The following is a 21117-nucleotide window of genomic DNA, read 5'->3' as shown; positions in this document are numbered from 1 at the left end:
GCCGGGCTCAGTCGTCGGCAATCAGGTTGGAACGGTCATCGGTCGCGCCGGCGGCAATCAGGTGCTCGGCCTCGTCCTCGGGCAGGTGCAGCCGGTGGCCGTCCAGATGCAGCTCGGACATTCGCGCCTGCGGGTCGGTGGTGATGCGCGCATCGCCGATCGCCCCACGGTGCGGTTGGCCGTTGACGGTGATGACGCAGGTCCCGGTGGTGGTATCGATTTCGACAGCCATGGCTGAGCCTCCTGTTTTCGTTGCGGCTATGAAGGTGGGACCAGCCAGGGCGGCAGAGGTTGTCGAGCCGGGCAAATAGCGCTTAAGTGTTACGATATAACATGCTAGATTCTCCGCCCCCTGCCGACCGGCGGCTTCGCTTGGCCGCCCCGGCTGGTGGTTTCGAGACGAACAGGAGAGTCGCATGCACCCGAAGTTGAACCCCCTGGCCCTGGCCCTCGGCCTGGCGACAGCGCCCGTAGCGCTGGCCGGCGAGCCACTGCAACTGGCGCCCGACGTGGTCAGCGCCAGCGCGCTGGGCAGCGCGAGCAGCGAGATGACCACCGCCGCACAGGTGCTCGCCGGCGATGAGCTGGTGCTGCGCCGTGAAGCGACTCTCGGCGAGTCGCTGGAGTCGCTGCCGGGCGTGCGCTCCAGCGGTTTCGGCGCCGGCGCCGCTCGGCCGGTGATTCGCGGTCTGGATGGCGCACGGGTCAAGGTGCTGAGCGATGGCGCGGAGCTGCTCGACGCGTCCACCATCAGCCCGGACCATGCGGTGCTCAGCGAGCCGCTGCTGGCCGAGCGCATCGAGGTGCTCAAGGGGCCGGTGACGTTGCTGTACGGCGGCGGCGCCATCGGCGGGGTGGTCAACGTGATCGACCGCAAGATCCCCACCTACGTCCCCGAGAAGGGCTACGAAGGCGAACTGGAGCTGCGCGCCAACAGCGTCGCCGAGGAGGGGGCCGGCGTGTTCGGCATCACCGCCGGCAGCGGCAACTTCGCGGTCCGCGCCGAGGGCAGCAAGCGCCAGGCCGAGCCCTACGAGATTCCCGCGGCGCCGGGCGAGCAGCCAGGCGCCTACAACGACACCGACAGCTTCAGCCTGGGTGCCAGCTACATCGGCGAGCGCGGCTACCTCGGTGCGGCCTACAGCGAGCAGAACAACCGCTACGGCCTGCTCGGCCACGAACACGCCGAATGCCATCTCGATGGCAGCGACTGGCACTGTGGTGAACACGACGAAGAAGATGAGGGCGAGGATCACGAGGACGAAGCCGGCGGCGTACCCTATATCGACATGCACCAGCAGCGCTGGGATCTGCGCGGCGAACTCGACGATCCGCTGCCCGGCTTCGAGCGGGCGCGCCTGCGGGCCGGCCACAGCCAGTACCGGCATCGGGAGATCGAAGGCGGCGAGGTCGGCACGCGCTTCAGCAACGATGCCAGCGACCTGCGCCTGGAACTCACCCACCAGCCGCTGCTCGGCTGGCGCGGTGTGATCGGCGGGCAGACCCTGCGCCGCGACTTCGCAGCGCTCGGCGAGGAGGCCTACGTACCGGCCACGCTGACCCGCAACCACGGCCTGTTCCTGCTCGAGGAATACACCGCTGGCGCCTGGCGCTACGAACTCGGCCTGCGCCACGAGTGGCAGGATATCGGCGCCGACGGCCGGGCGGATACCGATCACCGCGGCACCTCGATCTCCGCCGGTGCCGTCTGGAGCTTCGCCCCGCAGTATTCGCTCGGCTTCTCGCTGTCGCGCGCGCAGCGCCTGCCGACCGCCGAGGAGCTCTACGCCAACGGCCCGCACGCGGCGACCCGCACCGTGGAACTGGGCAACCTGGCGCTCGGCGAGGAAACCTCGCATAACGCCGAGCTGACGCTGCGCAAGCTCGCCGGGCGCACCACTTTCAGCCTCAGCCTTTTCCGCAACCAGGTGGCTGACTTCATCTACGCGGCCGACACCGGCCATGACATCGGCGAAGGCTATCGCGAGATCGAGTACCGCCAGCAGGACGCCGTGCTCACCGGCGCCGAGGGCGAGCTGCGCTTCCAGGCCACCGATGCCACTGCCTTCACCCTGTTCGGCGACCATGTGCGCGGCAAGCTGCGCGACGGTGGCGGCGACCTGCCACGTATCCCCGCCGACCGGCTCGGGGTGCGCCTGGAACAGCGATTCGGCATGGCGCTCGACGGCCAGCTGGAGTTCTATCGCGTGCAGCGCCAGGACCGGCTGGCCGACCACGAGACCGAGACCGGCGGCTACAACATGCTCGGCGCCGGGCTGAGCCATGGCGGATCGCTCGAGCAGGCCGACTATCTCGTCTACCTAAAGGCCAGCAACCTGCTCGACGAGAAGGCCCGCCAGCACAGCTCCTTCATCAAGGACGAGGTGCTGCTGCCCGGGCGCAACCTGACCCTGGGCGTGCGGCTGACGTTCTGAGTGCCGGCGGCAGGCGCAGCCGAAAGGTTGGCGCCTGCCGTCGTGCTCAGTCCATCACCTCGGACAGGTCGATGCGCCGCCATTTCGCCTCGGCGAAGCTGTAGAGCGCGAAGGCCAGCAGGCCGACGCCGATGGCCAGCAGCAAGGTGCCGCCTGCCGGCAGGCTGCGCAGCGCCTCGAAGGCTTCCTTCAGGCCGGGTGGGTCGGTGGGCTCGTAGCGGCTGCCGCCGGTGAACAGCAGCGCCGCGATCACCAGGAACACGCAGCCGCGCGCGGCCAGGCCGATGCGTGAAACCGGGCGGACCAGGCGCATGGTCTGCCCGTCGCACTGGAAATAGCGCTCGAAATGCGCGCGCCAGGCCTTGATCAGATGGGCGATGCCGGCGCCGAGCGGGATCAGCGCCAGCGCATAGATCAGCCACTTCGAATGTTGCAGGCCGAGCAGGCGCTGCAGGGTATCCGCCTGGCCGCCACCCGAGCCCCCACCGTTGCCCAGCGAGTCCAACCCGCTGATCAGGCCGAGGGTGAACAGCGCGAGCAGCAGGTTCACCGCCGCGCTGCCGAGCAGCCCGCCGCGGATCAGCAGGCCCTTGGCATCGCTGCCATGGCGGTCGGTATCGCCGATCGCCTGGGTGACGCGCCAGGCCACGTGGGCGAGCAGGCCGATCACCACCAGCCAGAGCAGGGTGGCCCCGAACGGCTGGGTCAGCAGTTCCTGGACCGCGCCCTTGGTATCCACCGTTCGCCCGGCCCCCAGCGCAGCCAGCACGGCAAAGAAGGCGACGATCGCATAGACCAGCCCGCGAGCGGCATAGCCACTGCGGGCCAGCCAGACGACACCTCGGGTCACATTCATGCCTGCCCCTCCGTCGATGGCCATCGACATGACGGCCTCTTCAGTGGGACGCGGTTTGGCGCTATTCGGTTCGCTTGGGAGCGACCGGGGGGCGCCTGGTGCAGCACAGCGGGGGTTTCGTGCTCGAGTCAGAGCCCTTTTTCCGGTTGCTTGGTTTAGGCGCCAGCCATGTCGTTGCGGTATTTTCGCTTACCCCTGTGCCCGTTTCGTCGCCGTGCAGCACAGTGATTTCGACAGGCTATCGACACGGGGTTTAGCTGCACGTTAGATTGGTTCTTGCCAATTTTTGCCAAATCGGAGCCGCGAAAATGAGCACTATGAACATCTCCTTGCCCGATACGCTGAAAAGCTTCGTGGATGAACAAGTCAGCCAACGCGGCTACGGTACGAGTAGCGAATACGTCCGCGAACTGATCCGCAGGGACCAGGATCGCCAGCACCTGCGCGGTTTACTGCTGACCGGTGCCGCCTCGCCGGCAACGGCTCCGGCTGATGCCGACTACTTCGAATCCCTGCGGGACCGGATGCGCAAAGCACGCGTATGAAGCAGAAGCCGGTGATTCCGAGAGCGCTGGCCAGCCAAGACGTGGATCGGGCGGTTGCCTATTACCTCGAGAACGAAGCGGCCAACGCGGCACTAGGCTTCATTGACGCGCTCGAGCAGGCCTATAAGCGGCTCGGCCGTCATCCCGAAGTTGGCTCCAATCGCTACGCTCACGAGCTGGACCTGCCGGGGCTGCGATCTTGGCCGCTCAAGCGGTATCCCTACGTGGTGTTCTACCTTGAGCTGCCAGACCACATTGAGGTGTGGCGGGTGCTGCACGGCATGCGTGATATTCCGTCTTGGTTCCAGGGTGACCCTGTGTAGAGCCATTGAGAGCGGTGTCAGTGCAGCCCGTTCGGCGCAGCTGCCATGACACGCTGGCCTTCATCGACCGGCCCAGGACTGAGAGAGAGTGCTGGCCAAAACCCGCTCGGCAAGCTGTCGGGTGGTGGCGAGGGAATGACCGCCATTTCGATCCGCCTTCGATACCAGCGAAGGCCAGAAACGAAAAAGCCCTGTAAGAACAGGGCTTTAACTTTTGGTGTCTGGAGCGGGCGAAGGGAATCGAACCCTCGTCATGAGCTTGGGAAGCTCAGGTAATGCCATTATACGACGCCCGCTTGAGGGTGACTTTTTACCAGAAGGCCGGGCCGAAATGAAGGGTGCTGGCCGCTTTTTCTGGTGGGCGGCCGATGCCGGCCTACACTTGGGCGATTTCCTCGGCGGTCAGCGGTCGGTAGCGTCCAGGTGCCAGGGCAGGGTCCAGTTGCACCAGGCCCATGCGCTCGCGGTGCAGGGCGGTGACCCGGTTGCGGAAGTGGCCGAACATGCGCTTGACCTGGTGGTAGCGGCCCTCGTGCAGGACCAGGCGGGCGCGGCGCGGGCCGAGCAGCGCCAGTTCGGCTGGAAGCGTGGTGAGGTTCTCGAAGCGGAAATACAGCCCCCGGGCGAAGGCCTCGACGCAGGCGGGGTCGATCTCGTCTTCGGTCTCGACCAGGTAGACCTTGCCCTGCAGGCTGCTCGGCTGGGTCAGGCGGCGTGACCACTGGCCGTCGTTGGTCAGCAGCACCAGACCGGTGGTGTTGAAGTCGAGGCGGCCGGCGATGTGCAGGTCGTCCTTGTCCGGTTCGTCGATCAGGTCGAGCACCGTGCGATGCGCGGCGTCACGGGTGGCGCTGACGCAGCCGGCCGGCTTGTGCAGCATCAGGTAGCGGGCGGCCTTGCCTGCTTGCAGGACCTGCCCATCGAGTTCCACGCAGTCGAACAGGCGCACCTCCCGGTCCATGGTCCGGGTGACTTCGCCGTTCACCCGCGCGCGACCGTCGACGAGCAGGCGGCGGACATCCTGGCGGCTGAGTTGCGCACGGCTAGCGAGATAACGATCGAGGCGCATCAGCTTTTGGCTGCGGGCTCGCTGCGGGCGCAGCGGGAGCAGATGCAGGCCTGGTTCCTGAGGGCGGCGGGGATGCCGTCGAGTGCGTCCCGGGGAAGGGTGGCGGTAAAGCACCAGCATGGCTGGTCCGCAGCCGGATCGCACTCGGCGCATTGGTTGGGCTGGCCGCAGAGCGGGCAGCGGGACGGATCTACAGTCTCGCTCATGGCATTTACCGTTGAGACGTCGAGCTTCGCGTGCCGGTCGAGGAGCCGGCACGCGAAGCCGGCTCACATGACGCGCTGGCCGGGCTTGGCACCGTTATCCGGGCTGAGCAGGTAGATCTCGCTGCCGCCGGGGCCTGCGGCCAGCACCATGCCCTCGGACATGCCGAACTTCATCTTGCGCGGCGCCAGGTTGGCGACGTACAGGGTCAGCCGGCCTTCCAGCTTGCTCGGCTCCGGGTAGGCGCTCTTGATGCCGGAGAATACGTTGCGCTTGGCGTCGCCGATGTCCAGGGTCAGACGCAGCAGCTTGTCGGCGCCCTCGACGAACTCGGCCTTCTCGATCAGCGCGATGCGCAGGTCCACCGCGGCGAAGGCGTCGAAGTTGATCTCGGCGGCCAGCGGTTCCTTGACCAGTTCGCCGTTACCGGCAGGCGCGGGCTGGCTGGACTGTGCGGCCAGGTCTTCCTTGGAGGCCTCGATCATCGCCTCGATCTTCGCCGGCTCGATACGCGTCAGCAGCGGGGTGAAGGCGTTGAGCGGGTGGTTGGTTAGCAGCGTGGTGTGGTCGTCCCAGCTCAGCGGCGCGACGTTGAGGAACTGCTCGGCGGCGGCGGCGAGATTCGGCAGCACCGGCTTGAGGAAGATCACCAGCTGGCGGAACAGGTTGATGCCCAGTGCGCAGATCTCCTGTACCTCGGCCTGCTTGCCCTCGACCTTGTTCAGTGCCCAGGGCGCCTTGTCGGCGATCCAGGCGTTGGCGCGGTCGGCCAGGTGCATGATCTCGCGCATGGCGCGGGCGAAGTCGCGCGCCTCGTAGGCGTCGACGATGCCCGGCGCGGCGGCCTGGAAGGCGGCCCAGAGTTCCGGCTCGGGGTTGGCCTCGACCAGCACGCCGTCGTTGCCCTTGTGGATAAAGCCGGCGCAGCGGCTGGCGATGTTGACCACCTTGCCGACCAGGTCGGAATTGACCTTCTGCACGAAGTCCTCGAGGTTCAGATCGAGGTCATCGACGCCGCGGCCGAGCTTGGACGCATAGTAGTAGCGCAGGTACTCGGGGTTGAGGTGCTCGAGGTAGGTGCGCGCCTTGATGAAGGTGCCGCGCGACTTGGACATCTTCTGCCCGTTCACCGTCAGGTAGCCATGCACGTTCACCGCGGTCGGCTTGCGGTAGCCGGCGCCTTCGAGCATCGCGGGCCAGAACAGGGTGTGGAAGTTGATGATGTCCTTGCCGATGAAGTGATACAGCTCGGCGCTCGACTCCTTGCTCCAGAAAGCGTCGAAGGAGAGTTCGGGGCGGCGCTTGCAGAGGTTCTGGAAGCTCGCCATGTATCCGATCGGCGCGTCCAGCCAGACATAGAAGTACTTGCCCGGCTCGCCGGGGATCTCGAAGCCGAAGTAGGGCGCATCGCGGGAGATGTCCCATTCCTGCAGGCCGCCGTCGAGCCATTCGGCGATCTTGTTCGCTACCGATTCCTGCAGGCTGCCGCTGCGCGTCCATTCCTTGAGCATCGCCTCGAAGTCGGGCAACTTGAAGAAGAAATGCTTGGAATCCTTGAGCACCGGGGTGGCGCCGGAAATCGCCGAGCGCGGGTCCTTCAGTTCGGTGGGCTCGTAGGTAGCGCCGCACTTCTCGCAGTTGTCGCCGTACTGGTCCTCGGCGCCGCACTTCGGGCAGGTGCCCTTGATGAAGCGGTCGGCTAGGAACATGCCCTTCTCGGGGTCGAAGTACTGGGTCACCGAGCGGGTGGCGATGTGCCCGGCGTCGCGCAGGCGGGTGTAGATCAGCTCGGCCAGCTCGCGGTTTTCCTCGGCATGGGTCGAGTGAAAGTTGTCGAAATCGACCAGGAAGTCGGCGAAGTCGGCGCTGTGCTCGGCCTGCACGTTGGCAATCAGCTGCTCGGGAGTGATGCCTTCCTTCTCGGCGCGCAGCATGATCGCCGAGCCATGGGCGTCGTCGGCGCAGACATAGATGCACTGGTTGCCGCGCAGTTTCTGGAAGCGCACCCACATGTCGGTCTGGATGTACTCGAGCATGTGGCCGAGGTGGATCGAACCGTTGGCGTAGGGCAGGGCGCTGGTGACGAGGATCTTGCGGGCTTCGGACATGGGCTTCTGCAGTCGGAATTGCGGGGAAAGCTCGGCACTATAAAGCTGCGGCGGCTTTTTTTCATCCGCACGCCTTGCCTGGCGGGAAGTCGAAGCAGGAGCATCTCCCCGGTGGGCCGATCCCGGCCCAGGGAGTAAGATGCCTGTCTGTTTTGCTCGGTCTTTCCTGGAGAAACCATGCCTGTCACCCGCGAAGCTGTGGAATCCGTACTGCGCCAGTACACCGACCCCCATCTGAATCAGGACCCTGTGAGCGCCGGTTGCGTGCGCTCCATCGAGATTCAGGGCGATCGCGTCAGCGTCCAGCTCGAGCTGGGCTACGCGGCCGGACTGTTCCGCGGTGGCTGGGCGCAGATGCTGGCCATGGCCATCGAAGGGCTGGGCGGTGTCAGCCGTGCCGATGTGCAGGTCGACTGCGTGATCAAGCCACACAAGGCGCTGGACCAGGTGCCGGCGCTGGCCAGCGTGAAGAACATCATCGCGGTGGCCTCCGGCAAGGGCGGGGTCGGCAAGTCCACCACGGCGGCCAACCTGGCCCTGGCGCTGGCCCGCGAGGGCGCGCGGGTCGGGGTGCTGGATGCCGATATCTACGGGCCCAGCGTGGGCATCATGTTCGGGATTGCCGAGGGCACGCGCCCTCAGGTGCGCGACGAGAAGTTCTTCGTGCCGCTCGAGGCCCATGGCGTGCAGCTGATGTCCATGGCCTTCCTCTCCGACGACCGTACACCGGTGGTCTGGCGCGGGCCGATGGTCTCCGGTGCGCTGCTGCAGCTGATCACCCAGACCGCCTGGAGCGACTTGGACTACCTGGTGATCGACATGCCGCCGGGAACCGGTGATATCCAGCTGACCCTCGCGCAGAAGGTGCCGGTGACCGGGGCGGTGATCGTCACCACGCCGCAGGACCTGGCGCTGCTGGACGCGAAGAAGGGCGTGGAGATGTTCCGCAAGGTGAACATCCCGGTGCTCGGCGTGGTGGAAAACATGGCCATCCACATCTGCTCGAACTGCGGGCATGCCGAGCACCTGTTCGGCGAGGGCGGCGGTGAGAAGCTGGCGGCGCAGTACAACGTCGACCTGCTGGCCTCGCTGCCGCTGTCGATGGCCATCCGCAGCCAGGCGGACGCCGGCCGCCCGACGGTGATCGCCGATCCGGAAAGCCAGATCGCCATGCTCTACCAGGAGGTCGCACGCACGGTCGGCGCGCGTATCAGCCAGGGCAACCAGATCGTCGCGCAGTCGATGCCCAACATTGTGGTCACCGACGATTGAGCCTGCCCGCGACCGCCGGGCATCTGCTCGGCGGTCCGCTGGAAACAGCAGCGGCAGAAACGAAAAAGCCCCGCATCAGCGGGGCTTTCTACTAGCCGAAGCGCAGGTTAGATAACCTGGACTTCCTCGGCCTGCATGCCTTTCTGGCCGCGGGTAGCAACGAAGGAAACCTGCTGGCCTTCCTTCAGGCTCTTGAAGCCGTCACCCTGGATAGCGCGGAAGTGAACGAACAGGTCGTCACCGCTCTGGGGGGTGATGAAGCCGTAGCCTTTCTCATCGTTGAACCACTTGACGGTACCGGTTTGGCGATTGGACATCTGATGTCTCCTTGGACAAGGTTGTGGGGAGAAGCACGGGCGAAGCCCGGACAACACTGTGTGCAAGGAGATGGAAGTCGTTCGAGCGATTCACGGTGACACATTGCAGCAACAGCGGGCTAACAATACCCGTTTTCTCCAGCAATGCGAGCTTTATTTTCCGAAATCCCGCGGGCGCCCGGGCGAGGCTGGAAAAGCTGGCCCGACGCCACGATTGGCGGGCTTGGAGAGCCTTGGCGGCGCCGGTAAGATGCGCCTTTGCTTTTTTTCCAATCCAGCCAGATCAGGACGCGCGATGAGCATCAAATCGGACAAGTGGATTCGCCGCATGGCCCAGGAACACGGCATGATCGAGCCGTTCGTCGAGCGGCAGGTGCGCACCGAGGGCAGCGAGCGGCTGATCTCCTACGGCGTTTCCAGCTATGGCTACGACGTGCGCTGCGCGGACGAATTCAAGGTCTTCACCAATATCCATTCGGCCACGGTCGACCCGAAGAACTTCGACGAGAAGAGCTTCGTCGACGTCAAGGGCCCGGTCTGCATCATCCCGCCGAACTCCTTTGCCCTGGCGCGCACGGTGGAATACTTCCGCATTCCGCGGGACGTGCTGACTATCTGCCTGGGCAAGAGTACCTATGCCCGTTGCGGCATCATCGTCAACGTCACGCCGCTGGAGCCCGAATGGGAAGGCCATGTGACGCTGGAGTTCTCCAACACCACCACGCTGCCGGCAAAGATCTACGCCAACGAGGGCGTGGCGCAGATGCTCTTCCTGCAGTCCGACGAGGCCTGCGAAGTGTCCTATCGCGATCGCGGCGGCAAATACCAGGGGCAGACCGGCGTCACCCTGCCAAAGGCCTGACGGCGCGCCGGTTCGCGTTTCAGCCGAGAGCCGATGCAACGAACCGCAGGCCGGGACGCGAAATCCCGGCCTGCGGCCGTTATGCCCCCAGGTAGGCTTCGCGCACCTTCGGGTCGATCAGCAGGTCGTGGCCGCTGCCCCGCATGACGATGCGCCCGTTCTCCAGCACATAGCCACGGTCAGCCAGCTTGAGGGCCTGGTTGGCGTTCTGCTCGACCAGGAACACCGTGACGCCGTCCTCGCGCAACTGCTCGATGATCTCGAAGATCTGCTGGATGACCAGCGGCGCCAGGCCCAGCGAAGGCTCGTCCAGTAGCAGCAGCTTGGGCTTGCTCATCAACGCGCGCCCGATGGCGAGCATCTGCTGCTCGCCGCCGGACATGGTGCCGCCGCGCTGGTTGTAGCGCTCCTTCAGCCGTGGAAACAGCTGCAGCACCTTGTCCAGCTGCTCCTGGTAGGCGTTCTTCTCGGTGAAGAAGCCGCCCATCGCCAGGTTTTCCTCCACCGTCAGCCGGGCGAAGATGCGCCGACCCTCGGGCACCACGGCGATGGCCTTGCGCATGATGTCGCAGCTCTGCTGCCCCACCAGTTCCTCGCCCTCGAAGCGGATGCTGCCGCTGGCTGCCTGCGGCGAGCCGCACAGCGTCATCAGCAGGGTCGACTTGCCGGCGCCGTTGGCGCCGATCAGGGTGACGATCTCGCCGCGCTCGACGTGCACGTTCACCCCGTGCAGGGCCTGGATCTTGCCGTAGAAGGTTGAGACGTTCTCGAATGTCAGCATCGCTTACGCCTCCCCCAGATAGGCCTTGATCACATCCGGATTGCTGCGGATCTGCTCCGGCGTGCCATCGGCCAGGGGCGTGCCCTGGTTGATCACGTAGATATGGTCGGAAATGCTCATCACCAGCTTCATGTCGTGCTCGATCAGCAGCACCGTGACGCCATGGTCCTGGCGCAGCATGCCGATCAGGGCCTTGAGGTCTTCGGTCTCGCGCGGGTTGAGGCCCGCCGCCGGCTCGTCGAGCATGAGGATGCGCGGGCGCGTCATCATGCAGCGGGCGATTTCCAGGCGGCGCTGCTGGCCATAGGCGAGCGTGCCGGCCGGCCGGTTGGCCACCTCGATCAGGTCCACCTGCTCGAGCCAGTGGCGGGCGAACTCCATGGCCTGGCGCTCGCTCTGGCGGAACGCCGGGGTCTTGAACAGGCCGGCGAGAAAGTTGGTGTTCAGGTGGCGGTGCTGGGCGACCAGCAGGTTCTCCACCGCGGTCATGTCCTTGAACAGCCGCACGTTCTGGAACGTGCGCACCACGCCCTTGCGGGCGATCTGGTGGCCGGGCAGGCCGTGGATGGCCTCGCCCTCGATGAGGATTTCCCCGCCGGTCGGCTGGTAGAAGCCGGTCAGGCAGTTGAACACGGTGGTCTTGCCGGCGCCGTTGGGGCCGATCATCGAGACCACCTGCTTTTCCTGCACGTTCAGGGCTACGTTGTTGACGGCCAGCAGGCCGCCGAAGCGCATGGTCAGGCCACGTACTTCCAGGATCGGGCGACTCATTGCTTCAGCTCCAGGTGCGGGCGTTGCATGGGCAGCAGGCCCTGCGGACGCCAGATCATCATCAGTACCATCAGGGCGCCGAACATCAGCATGCGGTACTCGCTGAATTCGCGCATCAGCTCGGGCAGCAGGATCATCACCACTGCGGCGAGGATCACGCCGAGCTGCGAGCCCATGCCGCCGAGCACCACGATGGCGAGGATGATCGCCGATTCGATGAAGGTGAAGGATTCCGGCGAGACCAGGCCCTGGCGCGCGGCGAAGAAGCTGCCGGCGAAACCGGCGAAGGTGGCGCCGAGGGTGAAGGCCGAGAGCTTGATCACCGTGGGGTTCATGCCCAGCGCACGGCAGGCGATCTCGTCCTCGCGCAGCGCTTCCCAGGCACGGCCGATCGGCATGCGCAGCAGGCGGTTGATCACGAACAGCGTCAGCAGCACCAGCAGCAGGGCGATCAGGTAGAGGAAGATCACCTTGTTCACCGAGTTGTAGGCTACCCCGAAGTACTCGTGGAAGGTCTGCATGCCCTCGGCCGCGCGGCGATCGAAGGACAGGCCGAACAGCGTCGGCTTGTCGATTCCGCTGATGCCGTTGGGGCCGCCGGTGAGTTCGGTCATGTTGCGCAGCAGGATGCGGATGATCTCGCCGAAGCCCAGGGTCACGATCGCCAGGTAGTCGCCGCGCAGGCGCAGCACCGGGAAGCCGAGCAGGAAGCCGAACAGCGCGGCCATCGCCCCGGCGATCGGCAGGGCGGTCCAGAAGCCGACGTCGTAGTAGTGCGAGAGCAGCGCGTAGGTATAGGCGCCGACGGCATAGAAGCCGACGTAGCCCAGGTCCAGCAGCCCGGCGAGGCCGACGACGATGTTCAGGCCGAGGCCGAGCATCACGTAGATCAGGATCAGCGTGGCGATGTCCACCGCGCCGCGCGAACCGTAGAACGGCCAGGCCAGGGCGACCACCACCAGGCCGAGGATGATCCAGCGCTGGGTCGAGGGCAGGGTGAGGAAGCTGCCGGCGCCGGCGGGGATGGTCGGCAGGCTCGGGCTGGCCGCCCAGCCGGCCGCCAGGCGCGTGCGCACCAGCTGCCAGGCGAACATGGCCACCGCGCAGGCGGCGATGATCCAGAAGGTGCCGGCTTCGGCGCCATGTACCTCGACGCGGATGCCGACGGTGGTGAGCTTCAGGCCGAACACCGGCACCGCCACGGCGAGTACCAGCAGGGCGCTGAAGAAGGCAGTACGCAGGTTGCGGGTCATACCTTTTCAACCTCCGGACGGCCGAGGATGCCGGTGGGGCGGAACAGCAGCACCAGCACCAGCAGGCTGAAGGCCACCACGTCCTTGTACTGGTCGCCGAAGATGTCGGCGCCGAAGGCCTCGGCCACGCCCAGTACCAGGCCGCCGAGCATGGCGCCGGGGATGCTGCCGATGCCGCCAAGCACCGCGGCGGTGAACGCCTTGATACCGGCGAGGAAGCCGATATGCGGGTTGATCACGCCGTACTGCATGCTGATCAGCACCGCGGCGATCGCCGCCAGCGCGGCGCCGATGACGAAGGTCAGGGCGATGATGCCGTTGGTGTTGATGCCCAGCAGGTTGGCCATCTTGATGTCCTCGGCGCAGGCGCGGCAGGCCCGGCCCAGGCGCGAGCGCGAGATGAACAGGGTCAGGCCGTACATGGCGACGAAGGTGACGATGAAGATCAGCACCTGCATATAGGAAACGGTCACGCCGTTCATGGTGCTCTCGCCGAACACCAGGTTGCCCGGGAACAGGTTGGGGATCGCCTTGTCCTTGGAGTCCTGGGTCAGCAGCACGACGTTCTGCAGGAAGATCGACATGCCGATCGCCGAGATCAGCGGAATCAGGCGATTGCTGCCGCGCAGCGGCCGGTAGGCCACCCGCTCGATGCTGTAGCCGTAGGCGCTGGTGACGATCATGCTGGCGGCGAAGGCGCCGATCATCAGGATCGGCAGGCTATCCAGGCCCATGGCGGTCAGGCCGATCAGGGCGATGAAGGCGATATAGGAACCGATCATGTACACCTCGCCGTGGGCGAAGTTGATCATCCCGATGATGCCGTAAACCATCGTGTAGCCGATGGCGATCAAGGCATAGGTGCTGCCGACGGTCAGGCCGTTGATCAGCTGTTGTAGGTAGTGGTAAAGCTCAGGCATCACTGCTCTCCGGAGTACCTGGGTACCCTCGCGGCGGCCGCGCTGCCCGCATCGAACACGCAGCGCCGGGCGCCGCGTCACTGCTGTACGATGCCCCGCGGATCACGCACGGCACCGGTTCGAGGCGGGCCCGGGTCAGGGCCGCTCGCATGGGTCGTAGGTCTGGCAGGGCGTTCCGGTGCTTTTGGCTGGCCCGCCCGTAAAACAAAGCCCATACCTGGGCATGGGCTTTGTCGACTGGTGAAGGTCCCTTACTTGGCTTCGGTCTTGGTGCCGTCCTGGTGCCATTCGTAAACGACGAAGTTGAAGTTCTTCAGGTCGCCCTTCTCGTCGAACTCCAGCGTGCCGGTCGGGGTGTCGAAGCTGTTGCTGCGCAGCGCCTCGGCGACCTTGTCGGTGTCGGTGCTGCCGGCTTTCTCGATGCCTTCGGCAATGACCTGGACGGCGGCATAGGCGGGGAACACGAACGGGCCGCTCGGATCCTGCTTCTTGGCCTTGAAGGCCTCGACCAGCTGCTGGTTCTTCGGATCCTGGTCGAAGGACTTGGGCAGGGTGACGTACATGCCTTCGGAAGCCGGGCCGGCGATGGCGGAAATTTCCGAGTTGCCGACGCCTTCCGGGCCCATGAAGCGTACGTTCAGGCCCTTCTCCTTGGACTGGCGCAGCAGCAGGCCCAGTTCGGGGTGGTAGCCGCCGTAGTAGATGAAATCCACGCCCTCGCGCTTGAGGCGCGCGATCAACGAGGAGAAGTCCTTGTCGCCGGCGTTGATGCCTTCGAACATCGAGACCTTGACGCCCTTGCCCTCGAGGGTCTGCTTGACCGCGGTGGCGATGCCCTCGCCGTACTGCTGCTTGTCGTGGATGACGGCGACATTCTTCGGCTTGACGTGGTCGGCGATGAAGTTGCCGGCGGTCGGGCCCTGCAGGCTGTCCAGGCCGATGGTGCGGAAGATCAGTTCGTAGCCGCGCGAGGTGATGTCCGGGCTGGTGGACGCCGCGGTGATCATCAGGATGCCTTCGTCCTCGTAGATGTCGGACGCCGGCTGGGTGGAGCTGGAGCAGAGATGGCCGACCACGAAGCTGACGCCGTCGTTGACGATCTTGTTGGCTACCGCCACGGCCTGCTTCGGATCGCAGGCGTCGTCATAGCGCACGCCCTGCAGTTGCGCGCCGTTCACCCCGCCGGCCTTGTTGATCTGCTCGATGGCCATCTCGGCGCCGATGAACTGCATGTCGCCGTACTGGGCGACGGCACCGGTCACCGGGCCGGCCAGGGCGATCTTGATGGGGTCTGCGGCGAGCGAGTAGCTGGCGGCACTGCTCAGGGCCATCGCCAGGAATAGCTTGGACAGACGCTGCTTGTTCTTCATATGCGCTCCACTTGCATCGTTTTAATTGTTTGATCCTGCGTGTCGCAGAGTCGTTAAGGGGCGAACGTCCCGAAACGGTGCGGCAACTGTACCGGTACAGTGTAGGAATGTCTTCTGCGTTTGCACAGCCGGTTTGCCCCCGCTTGCCGAGCCCTCGGGTGGCGCTATCATTGCCCACTTTTCGCGACGGGTAGGCCCCCATGAACGACGAAGCAAGCACTCTCTATGCCAAGCTTTTGGGCGAAACGGCAGCGATCACCTGGACCGAGCTCGAGCCCTTCTTCGCCCGCGGCGCGCTGTTGCGCGTGGCCGGTGATGTCGACCTGGTGGCCGTGGCAGCCGCCGTGGCACTGGACGATCGCAGCAAGGTCGAGGCCTGGCTGGTAGCCGGCGAGCTGGCGAACATGCCGGCCGAGCAGGCGCAGGACTGGGTCGAGCGCAAGCCCGACCTCTGGGCCGTGGTGGTCGCGCCCTGGGTGCTGGTGCAGGAGCGCGCCGCCCCCGCAGCGCTGCACTGAAAGAAGGCAAGGGCGCGCCGCACTGGCCGAAACGGCGCCAAATGTGTCGCGAGCGCCGTGCGGGTCGTGCCCTTGTGGCCTAGGCGCGGACCCAGCGCAGGCGCATCCAGCCGCTCAGGGCATCGACCGCCAGCACCATCAGCAACATGGCGAGGATGACGCTGGCCGCCTGGGCCTCCTGGAACAGGCTCAGGCTCAGGTAGAGCATCTGTCCCAGCCCGCCGGCGCCGACGAAGCCCAGCACGCTGGCCATGCGGATGTTGTTCTCCCAGCGATAGAGCGTGTAGGCCACCAGCTGCGGCCAGAGCACCGGCAGCGTGCCGTAGCAGAACGCGGCGAGGCGCCCGCTGCCGGCCAGGCGCAGGGCGTCGGCCGGCTCCGGCGGGGTATTCTCCAGCGCCTCGGCGAACAGCCGGCCGAGCACGCCGGCGGTGTGCAGCGCCAGGGCCAGGGTGCCGGCGTTGGGGCCGAGGCCCGCGGCGAGCACCATCAAGGCCGCCCAGACCAGCTCGGGGATCGCCCGCAGGGCATTGAGCAGCAGCCGCGCCGCGCCCTGGGCGAGCAGGCCGAAGCGCCCGGCGCCCGGCAGCGCCAGGCCCAGGCCCAGCAACGCGGCGAGCAGCGTGCCGATGGCCGACATCGCCAGGGTTTCCAGCGTGGCGAAGGCGATGGCACGCAAGTGCGGCGCGGAGAGATCCGGCTGCAGGAAGCGCGCGGCGTACCCGGCCATCGCCGCCAGCCCGTCGCGGCTGAGCAGCGCGGCGGCGTCCAGTTGCAGGAAGGCGAAGGCGGCGATGACCGCGGCGAGCAGGCCGAGCGGCAGCAGCAGGCGCGACAGGCCCTTCATGCGTAGCGCCCACGCAACAGGCGGCTGAGCAGGTCGGCCAGCAGTACCAAAGCCAGGAAGGTCAGCAGCATGCTCGCCACCTCGCCACCGGCGAACATGCGCATCGACAGGTCCATCTGCTGCCCCAGCCCGCCGGCGCCGACGAAGCCCATCACCACCGAGGCGCGGATCGCACACTCCCAGCGGTACACCGTGTAGGAGAGCATCTCGCCCGCCGCCTGCGGCAGCACCCCGTAGGCGAACGCCTGCAGCCGCGTGGCCCCGGCGCCGAGCAGGGCACGGGCGGGGCCGGGGTCGACCGACTCGAAGATTTCCGCGTAGACCTTGCCGAGCATGCCGGCATAGGTGATGGCGATGGCCAGCACCCCGGCGGTCGGGCCGAGCCCGGCGGCGCGGACGAAGAGCAGCGCCCAGACGATCTCCGGCACGCTGCGCAGCACGATCAGCAAGGCCCGCACCGGCCAGCGCACGGCATTGGCGAGCCAGTGCGGGCGGCCGCCGCGGCTGACCGCCGAGAGCGACAGCGCGCGGCTGGCCAGCAGCGCCGCCGGCAGCGCGACCAGCAAGGCCAGGCTGAGGCCCGCCGTGGCGATGGCCAGGGTTTCCAGCGTTGCCTGCAGCAGCAGGGCGAGGAAGTCCTCGGCGTGCGCCGGTGGCCAGAAGGCCGAGAGGAAGCTGCCCATGGGTTCGGCATTGCGCCCATCGAACAGCACGCCGAGGTCCAGCTCGCTCAGCGAGACTCCGGGCCAGAGCAGGGCGACCGCGACCATCGTCAGCAACAGGCGTGGCAGCGCGGCCGGGTCGCGCAGGGGCGCGGCGGGCGTCAGCATCGCGGGCTGTGCACGACCCGCATGGCGGGTGTGCTCGCCGGCGGCCGGGTGCCGAGCTGCTCGTTGGCGTACAGCGCCTGCAATTCGGCGGGACGCACCTGCCCGGCGGCCTTGTCGAACAACACGCGGCCGTCGCGCACGCCGACGATGCGCGGGAAATGCGCCAGCGCCAGCTCCACGGCGTGCAGGCTGGCCAGCAGCGTGGCGCCGCGGCGCCGGGCCTCGTCGGCCAGCACCTCGAGCGAATGCGCCGCCAGCACCGGGTCCATCGCCGAGACCGGCTCGTCGGCGAGGATCAGCTCCGGCGCCTGGTACAGCACCCGGGCGATGCCGACGCGCTGCAGCTGGCCGCCGGAAAGCTGGTCGCAGCGCTGGTAGAGCTTGTCCTGCAGGTCCAGCCGGGCCAGGACCTGCCGTGCGCCTGCGGCGTCCAGCGGGTAGACCAGGCTGAGCAGGCTGCGCGGCAGCGACCACTGGCCGAGGCGCCCGGCCAGCACCGCGGTGACCACCCGTTGGCGTGCTGGCAGCGGCGGCGCCTGGTGCACCAGGCCGACGCGTCCGCGCAGCTTCTGGCGCGCGGCGGCCGGCAGGCGCCAGGGCGCTTCGCCGAGTAGTTCGAGGTGCCCGTCGGCGGGGCGCAGGTGGCTGGCGAGCAGGCGCAGCAGGGTGGTCTTGCCGGCGCCGGACGGCCCGATGATGGCCACCCGCTCGCCCCGTGCGACCTGCAGGTCGATGTCGTGCAGCGCAGCCTGGCCGCCGGCGTGGCGATAGCTCACGCCGCGGAGCCGCAGGGTCACTTGAGCAGGCCGGCCGCGCGTGCGGCCTGCTCGATGCCTTCGTAGTTTTCCGGCCGGGTCTCGATGAAGCGCGAGGCGGCCTGCAGGTCGAGAATCGCCTTGTGCTCCGGGTTGGCCGGGTCGAGCGCGAGGAAGGCCGCCTTGATCTTTTCGGCCAGCGCCGGGTCGAGGCTGCCGCGCACCGTCCAGTTGTAGTCGTAGTAGGTCGGGGTGGTACCGATCACGCGGACCTTGCTGGTATCGACCTTGCCGGCGGCGACCAGCTTGTCCCACACCGAGGCGTTGAGCACGCCGCCGTCGGCCTTGCCGGCCTCGACCCAGGCGGCGGTGGCGTCGTGCGCGCCGGAATAGGCGATGCGCTTGAAGAATTTCTCCGGCTCGATGCCGTCCTCGAGCATGAAGTAGCGCGGCATCAGGCTGCCGGAGGTGGAGGAGACCGAGCCGAAGGCAAAGGTCTTGCCCTCCAGATCCTGGAGCGACTTCACCGCGGGGTCGGCGCTGATGAAGGTGCTGGTGAACTGCTGGTCCTGCTCGCGTTGTACCAGCGGGATGGCGTTGCCGGTCTTCAGGCGTGCCTGCACGAAGGTGAAGCCGCCGAGCCAGGCCATGTCCAGCCGGTCGGAAGCCAGCGCTTCGACGACCGCGGCATAGTCGGAGACCGGGGTGAACTGCACCGGCATGCCCAGTTGGTGTTCGAGGTATTCGCCCAGTGGCTTGAACTTGCGGATCAGTTCGGTCGGGGCTTCATCGGGAATCGCGGAAACCCGCAGGGTTTCGGCAGCCTGGATGGCGGTGACGGACAGGGACAGGGCAAGGCCGGCGACGGCTGCCAGGGAGCGCTTCAGCATTGGGTTCTCCGGTTCAATAGCGGAAAAAGCGGCGCGATTATAGGCCGCGCCATCGGCGCTGCCCAGCGGCGCTAGACTCGGGTTGTAGCGCTTCAAGGAGTCGGCCATGAAAGGATTGCCCTTCGCCCGGCGATTGGGCTTTGCCCTCCACGGCCTGCGGCATGCGCTGCGCCACGAGCGCAGCCTGCGCAGCCACCTGCTGGCCACGGCCGCGGTGCTGATGTTGCTGCTGGCGACGCGGCCGGCGGCGATCTGGTGGGCGCTGCTGTTGCTCGCCGTCGGCCTGGTGCTGGTCGCCGAGCTGCTCAACAGCGCGCTGGAGGGCCTGCTCGACCACCTGCACCCGGCGCGTCATCCGGCGGTCGGTGCGGTGAAGGATGTCGCCGCCGGTGCGGTGCTGGTCGCCAGCTTCGTCGCGCTGGCGGTCGGGCTGGCCTTTCTCTGCTCGCTCTGGTGAGCGCTCGCGCCCGGGCCCCGGGAGCCCATAGAATCGGCGATCCGTCGAATCTGAGGAGTCTGAGCATGTCCGAGCTGCCATCCCTGGGCTTTGCCGGCATCGGCCTGATGGGCCTGCCGATGTGTCGTCGCCTGCTGGCCGCGGGTTATCGGCTGAAGGTGTGGAACCGCACGCCGGACAAGTGCGCACCACTGGTCGAGCTGGGTGCCGAGCGGGTCGATACGCCGGCCGAACTCTGCGCCGGCAGCGACATCCTGCTGCTGTGCCTGGCCGACACCCGGGTGGTGCGCGAGGTGGTATTCGGCCCGCGGGGCATCGCCGAGGGCGCGCGCCAGGGCCAGCTGCTGGTCGACCATTCCAGCCTGGAGCCGGCCGCCACGCGCGAGATGGCCGCCGAACTGGCGTTTCGCTGCGGCACCCACTGGGTCGATGCGCCGGTGTCCGGCGGCACCGCCGGGGCCGAGGCCGGCAGCCTGGCGATCATGGCCGGCGGGCGCGCCGAGGACATCGAGCGCGTGCGCCCGGTGCTGATGCACCTGGGCCAGCGCCTGACGCACATGGGCGGCGTCGGCGCCGGGCAGGTGAGCAAGGTGTGCAACCAGATGATCGTCGCCTGCAACGCGCTGGTGATCGCCGAGGTGGTGGCGCTGGCCGAGCGCGCCGGGGTCGATGCCGGCCTGCTGGCGCCGGCGCTGGCCGGCGGCTTCGCCGATTCGAAGCCGCTGCAGATCCTCGCCCCGCAGATGGCGGCGAGCGCGTTCGAGCCGGTGAAGTGGCACGTGCGCACGCTGCTCAAGGACCTGGACACCGCCGTCAAGCTGTCGCGCGAGCAGGGCTCGTCGACGCCGATGAGCGGGCTGGCCGCGCAATTGATGCGCCTGCACGGCAGCCAGGGCAATCTTGAGCGCGACCCGGCTACGCTGGTCGAACTGTTCCGGGAGACTGATGCATGAAGATCGCAGCCAACCTGTCGCTGCTGTTCACCGAACTGCCGCTGGCCGAGCGCGTGCTGGCTGCGCGGGTCGCCGGCTTCGACGGCGTGGAGATCCAGTTCCCCTACGAGCTGCCGGCGGTGCTGCTCAAGGGCCTGCTCGACCGCGCCGACCTGCCGCTGATCCTGATCAACCTGCCGGCCGGCGACCTGATGAGCGGCGGCCCCGGCCTGGCCGCGGTGCCGGAGCGCCAGGAGTCGTTCGACCAGGCGCTGCAGGTGGCCGCCACCTATGCGGCGATGGTCCGCCCGGCATTCGTCAACGTGCTGCCGGGGCGGCTGGCCGAAGGGGTCGAGCGCGAGGCGGCGCTGGCGACGCTCGAGCGCAACCTGTGGAAGACCGCCGAGACCTTCGACATCCTCGGCATCGGCGTGCTCTGCGAAGCGATCAACCCGCTGGACATGCCGGGCTTCCTGATCAGCACCGCCGACGAGCTGGCCGAGCTGCTCGAGCGGGTCGATCACCCCAACTGCCAGGCCCAGCTCGACTTCTATCACATGGCGCGCCAGGGGCTCGATGTCTCGGCCTGCATCGCGCGCCTGGCCGGGCGCATCGGCCATGTGCAGTTCGCCGATTGCCCCGGGCGCGGCGCGCCGGGCAGCGGCACGCTGGACTTCGTCGCCGCGCGCGAAGCGCTGGTGAGCAGCGGCTACCAGGGCTGGCTGGGCGCCGAGTACCGGCCGGGCGAGGCGGGCACCGAGGCGAGCCTCGACTGGCTCGAACGCTGGCGCAGCCGCTGAGG

The 21117-nt window shown here is 67.2% G+C and carries 24 protein-coding genes and 1 tRNA gene; 9 read left to right on the top strand and 16 right to left on the bottom strand.

Annotated features, from left to right (window positions below; all coding sequences use genetic code 11):
- Nucleotides 1-7: 7 nt before the first annotated feature.
- Nucleotides 8-232, bottom strand: a complete 225-nt coding sequence (locus L3N39_RS14600; protein WP_237258178.1) for a DUF3203 family protein — start codon at nucleotides 230-232, stop codon at nucleotides 8-10.
- Between the two features lie 184 nt (nucleotides 233-416).
- On the opposite strand from L3N39_RS14600, the gene L3N39_RS14595 reads away from it, so the two are divergent.
- Nucleotides 417-2435, top strand: coding sequence for a TonB-dependent receptor (locus tag L3N39_RS14595; RefSeq protein ID WP_237258177.1), 2019 nt, complete (start codon nucleotides 417-419; stop codon nucleotides 2433-2435).
- Nucleotides 2436-2481: 46 nt separating this feature from the next.
- Here L3N39_RS14595 and L3N39_RS14590 read toward each other — a convergent pair whose 3' ends face one another.
- Nucleotides 2482-3291, bottom strand: a complete 810-nt coding sequence (locus L3N39_RS14590; RefSeq protein WP_237258176.1) for a DUF1206 domain-containing protein — start codon at nucleotides 3289-3291, stop codon at nucleotides 2482-2484.
- A 308-nt stretch (nucleotides 3292-3599) separates the two neighbouring features.
- Here L3N39_RS14590 and L3N39_RS14585 point away from each other — a divergent pair, with 308 nt between their 5' ends.
- Complete coding sequence (locus tag L3N39_RS14585; protein WP_237258175.1) at nucleotides 3600-3836, top strand: type II toxin-antitoxin system ParD family antitoxin; 237 nt, start codon at nucleotides 3600-3602, stop codon at nucleotides 3834-3836.
- Nucleotides 3833-4159: a type II toxin-antitoxin system RelE/ParE family toxin gene (locus L3N39_RS14580; protein WP_237258174.1), complete on the top strand. Its 327-nt coding sequence runs from the start codon at nucleotides 3833-3835 to the stop codon at nucleotides 4157-4159. Before L3N39_RS14585 ends, L3N39_RS14580 begins: the two co-directional genes overlap by 4 nt.
- 222 nt (nucleotides 4160-4381) lie before the next feature.
- Here L3N39_RS14580 and L3N39_RS14575 read toward each other — a convergent pair.
- The 4 genes from L3N39_RS14575 to metG form a co-directional block, all read right to left on the bottom strand.
- Nucleotides 4382-4455: transfer RNA gene (locus L3N39_RS14575), tRNA-Gly, on the bottom strand.
- A gap of 80 nt (nucleotides 4456-4535) precedes the next feature.
- A complete protein-coding gene (locus L3N39_RS14570; RefSeq protein ID WP_237258173.1) occupies nucleotides 4536-5228 on the bottom strand; it encodes a pseudouridine synthase in 693 nt (230 codons plus the stop codon).
- Nucleotides 5228-5434 (bottom strand): cysteine-rich CWC family protein, encoded by a 207-nt coding sequence (locus L3N39_RS14565; protein ID WP_237258172.1) that lies wholly within the window; start codon nucleotides 5432-5434, stop codon nucleotides 5228-5230. The genes L3N39_RS14570 and L3N39_RS14565 overlap by 1 nt, the downstream gene beginning before the upstream one ends.
- A 63-nt stretch (nucleotides 5435-5497) precedes the next feature.
- Nucleotides 5498-7540 carry a methionine--tRNA ligase gene (gene metG, locus L3N39_RS14560; RefSeq protein WP_237258171.1) on the bottom strand — a complete coding sequence of 681 codons (2043 nt, stop codon included), beginning with the start codon at nucleotides 7538-7540 and terminating at the stop codon, nucleotides 5498-5500.
- A 177-nt stretch (nucleotides 7541-7717) separates the two neighbouring features.
- Here metG and apbC point away from each other — a divergent pair, with 177 nt between their 5' ends.
- Nucleotides 7718-8812, top strand: a complete 1095-nt coding sequence (apbC, locus tag L3N39_RS14555; RefSeq protein ID WP_237258170.1) for an iron-sulfur cluster carrier protein ApbC — start codon at nucleotides 7718-7720, stop codon at nucleotides 8810-8812.
- A gap of 107 nt (nucleotides 8813-8919) precedes the next feature.
- On the opposite strand, the gene L3N39_RS14550 is transcribed toward apbC, so the two are convergent.
- A complete protein-coding gene (locus L3N39_RS14550) occupies nucleotides 8920-9129 on the bottom strand; it encodes a cold-shock protein (protein WP_041106806.1) in 210 nt (69 codons plus the stop codon).
- A 295-nt stretch (nucleotides 9130-9424) separates the two neighbouring features.
- Between L3N39_RS14550 and dcd the strand changes: the two genes are divergently transcribed.
- The gene (dcd, locus tag L3N39_RS14545) at nucleotides 9425-9991 is read left to right on the top strand and encodes a dCTP deaminase (protein ID WP_237258169.1); all 567 of its coding nucleotides are present in this window, start codon (nucleotides 9425-9427) and stop codon (nucleotides 9989-9991) included.
- Between the two features lie 79 nt (nucleotides 9992-10070).
- Here the strand turns inward: dcd and L3N39_RS14540 are convergent, their stop codons facing one another.
- The 5 genes from L3N39_RS14540 to L3N39_RS14520 all read right to left on the bottom strand — a co-directional run bounded on the left by L3N39_RS14540 (nucleotide 10071) and on the right by L3N39_RS14520 (nucleotide 15086).
- Nucleotides 10071-10772 (bottom strand): ABC transporter ATP-binding protein, encoded by a 702-nt coding sequence (locus L3N39_RS14540; protein ID WP_237258168.1) that lies wholly within the window; start codon nucleotides 10770-10772, stop codon nucleotides 10071-10073.
- A 3-nt stretch (nucleotides 10773-10775) separates the two neighbouring features.
- A complete protein-coding gene (livG, locus tag L3N39_RS14535; protein ID WP_237258167.1) occupies nucleotides 10776-11543 on the bottom strand; it encodes a high-affinity branched-chain amino acid ABC transporter ATP-binding protein LivG in 768 nt (255 codons plus the stop codon).
- Nucleotides 11540-12796 carry a high-affinity branched-chain amino acid ABC transporter permease LivM gene (locus L3N39_RS14530; RefSeq protein WP_237258166.1) on the bottom strand — a complete coding sequence of 419 codons (1257 nt, stop codon included), beginning with the start codon at nucleotides 12794-12796 and terminating at the stop codon, nucleotides 11540-11542. Before L3N39_RS14530 ends, livG begins: the two co-directional genes overlap by 4 nt.
- Entirely contained in the window at nucleotides 12793-13716 is a 924-nt protein-coding gene (gene livH / locus L3N39_RS14525) for a high-affinity branched-chain amino acid ABC transporter permease LivH (RefSeq protein ID WP_237258165.1), read from the bottom strand. The genes L3N39_RS14530 and livH overlap by 4 nt, the downstream gene beginning before the upstream one ends.
- A 251-nt stretch (nucleotides 13717-13967) precedes the next feature.
- Nucleotides 13968-15086, bottom strand: a complete 1119-nt coding sequence (locus L3N39_RS14520) for a branched-chain amino acid ABC transporter substrate-binding protein (protein WP_237258164.1) — start codon at nucleotides 15084-15086, stop codon at nucleotides 13968-13970.
- Nucleotides 15087-15286: 200 nt separating this feature from the next.
- On the opposite strand from L3N39_RS14520, the gene L3N39_RS14515 reads away from it, so the two are divergent.
- Nucleotides 15287-15604 (top strand): DUF2288 family protein, encoded by a 318-nt coding sequence (locus L3N39_RS14515; protein WP_237258163.1) that lies wholly within the window; start codon nucleotides 15287-15289, stop codon nucleotides 15602-15604.
- 79 nt (nucleotides 15605-15683) lie between these two features.
- Here L3N39_RS14515 and phnE read toward each other — a convergent pair whose 3' ends face one another.
- From phnE to L3N39_RS14495, 4 genes are read right to left on the bottom strand one after another with little or no spacing between them, the layout of a single operon-like run.
- Nucleotides 15684-16451, bottom strand: a complete 768-nt coding sequence (gene phnE / locus L3N39_RS14510) for a phosphonate ABC transporter, permease protein PhnE (RefSeq protein ID WP_237258162.1) — start codon at nucleotides 16449-16451, stop codon at nucleotides 15684-15686.
- Nucleotides 16448-17281, bottom strand: coding sequence for a PhnE/PtxC family ABC transporter permease (locus tag L3N39_RS14505; RefSeq protein ID WP_237258161.1), 834 nt, complete (start codon nucleotides 17279-17281; stop codon nucleotides 16448-16450). The genes phnE and L3N39_RS14505 overlap by 4 nt, the downstream gene beginning before the upstream one ends.
- Complete coding sequence (locus tag L3N39_RS14500) at nucleotides 17275-18078, bottom strand: phosphonate ABC transporter ATP-binding protein (protein WP_237258160.1); 804 nt, start codon at nucleotides 18076-18078, stop codon at nucleotides 17275-17277. The genes L3N39_RS14505 and L3N39_RS14500 overlap by 7 nt, the downstream gene beginning before the upstream one ends.
- On the bottom strand, nucleotides 18075-18926 hold the full coding sequence (locus tag L3N39_RS14495) for a putative selenate ABC transporter substrate-binding protein (RefSeq protein ID WP_237258159.1): 852 nt from the start codon (nucleotides 18924-18926) through the stop codon (nucleotides 18075-18077). Before L3N39_RS14495 ends, L3N39_RS14500 begins: the two co-directional genes overlap by 4 nt.
- A gap of 106 nt (nucleotides 18927-19032) precedes the next feature.
- Here L3N39_RS14495 and L3N39_RS14490 point away from each other — a divergent pair, with 106 nt between their 5' ends.
- The 3 genes from L3N39_RS14490 (at nucleotide 19033) to L3N39_RS14480 (ending at nucleotide 21115) form a co-directional block, all read left to right on the top strand.
- Entirely contained in the window at nucleotides 19033-19383 is a 351-nt protein-coding gene (locus L3N39_RS14490; protein WP_237258158.1) for a diacylglycerol kinase, read from the top strand.
- A gap of 65 nt (nucleotides 19384-19448) precedes the next feature.
- Nucleotides 19449-20336, top strand: a complete 888-nt coding sequence (locus tag L3N39_RS14485; protein ID WP_237258157.1) for an NAD(P)-dependent oxidoreductase — start codon at nucleotides 19449-19451, stop codon at nucleotides 20334-20336.
- Nucleotides 20333-21115, top strand: coding sequence for a hydroxypyruvate isomerase family protein (locus L3N39_RS14480; RefSeq protein ID WP_237258156.1), 783 nt, complete (start codon nucleotides 20333-20335; stop codon nucleotides 21113-21115). Before L3N39_RS14485 ends, L3N39_RS14480 begins: the two co-directional genes overlap by 4 nt.
- The last annotated feature ends 2 nt before the right edge of the window (nucleotides 21116-21117 follow it).

The sequence above is a fragment of the Pseudomonas oligotrophica genome (genome assembly GCF_021726475.1).
Lineage (GTDB): Bacteria > Pseudomonadota > Gammaproteobacteria > Pseudomonadales > Pseudomonadaceae > Stutzerimonas > Stutzerimonas oligotrophica.
The sequence above is the reverse complement of the archived record's forward strand: the minus strand, read 5'-3'. Positions and strand labels throughout refer to the sequence as shown.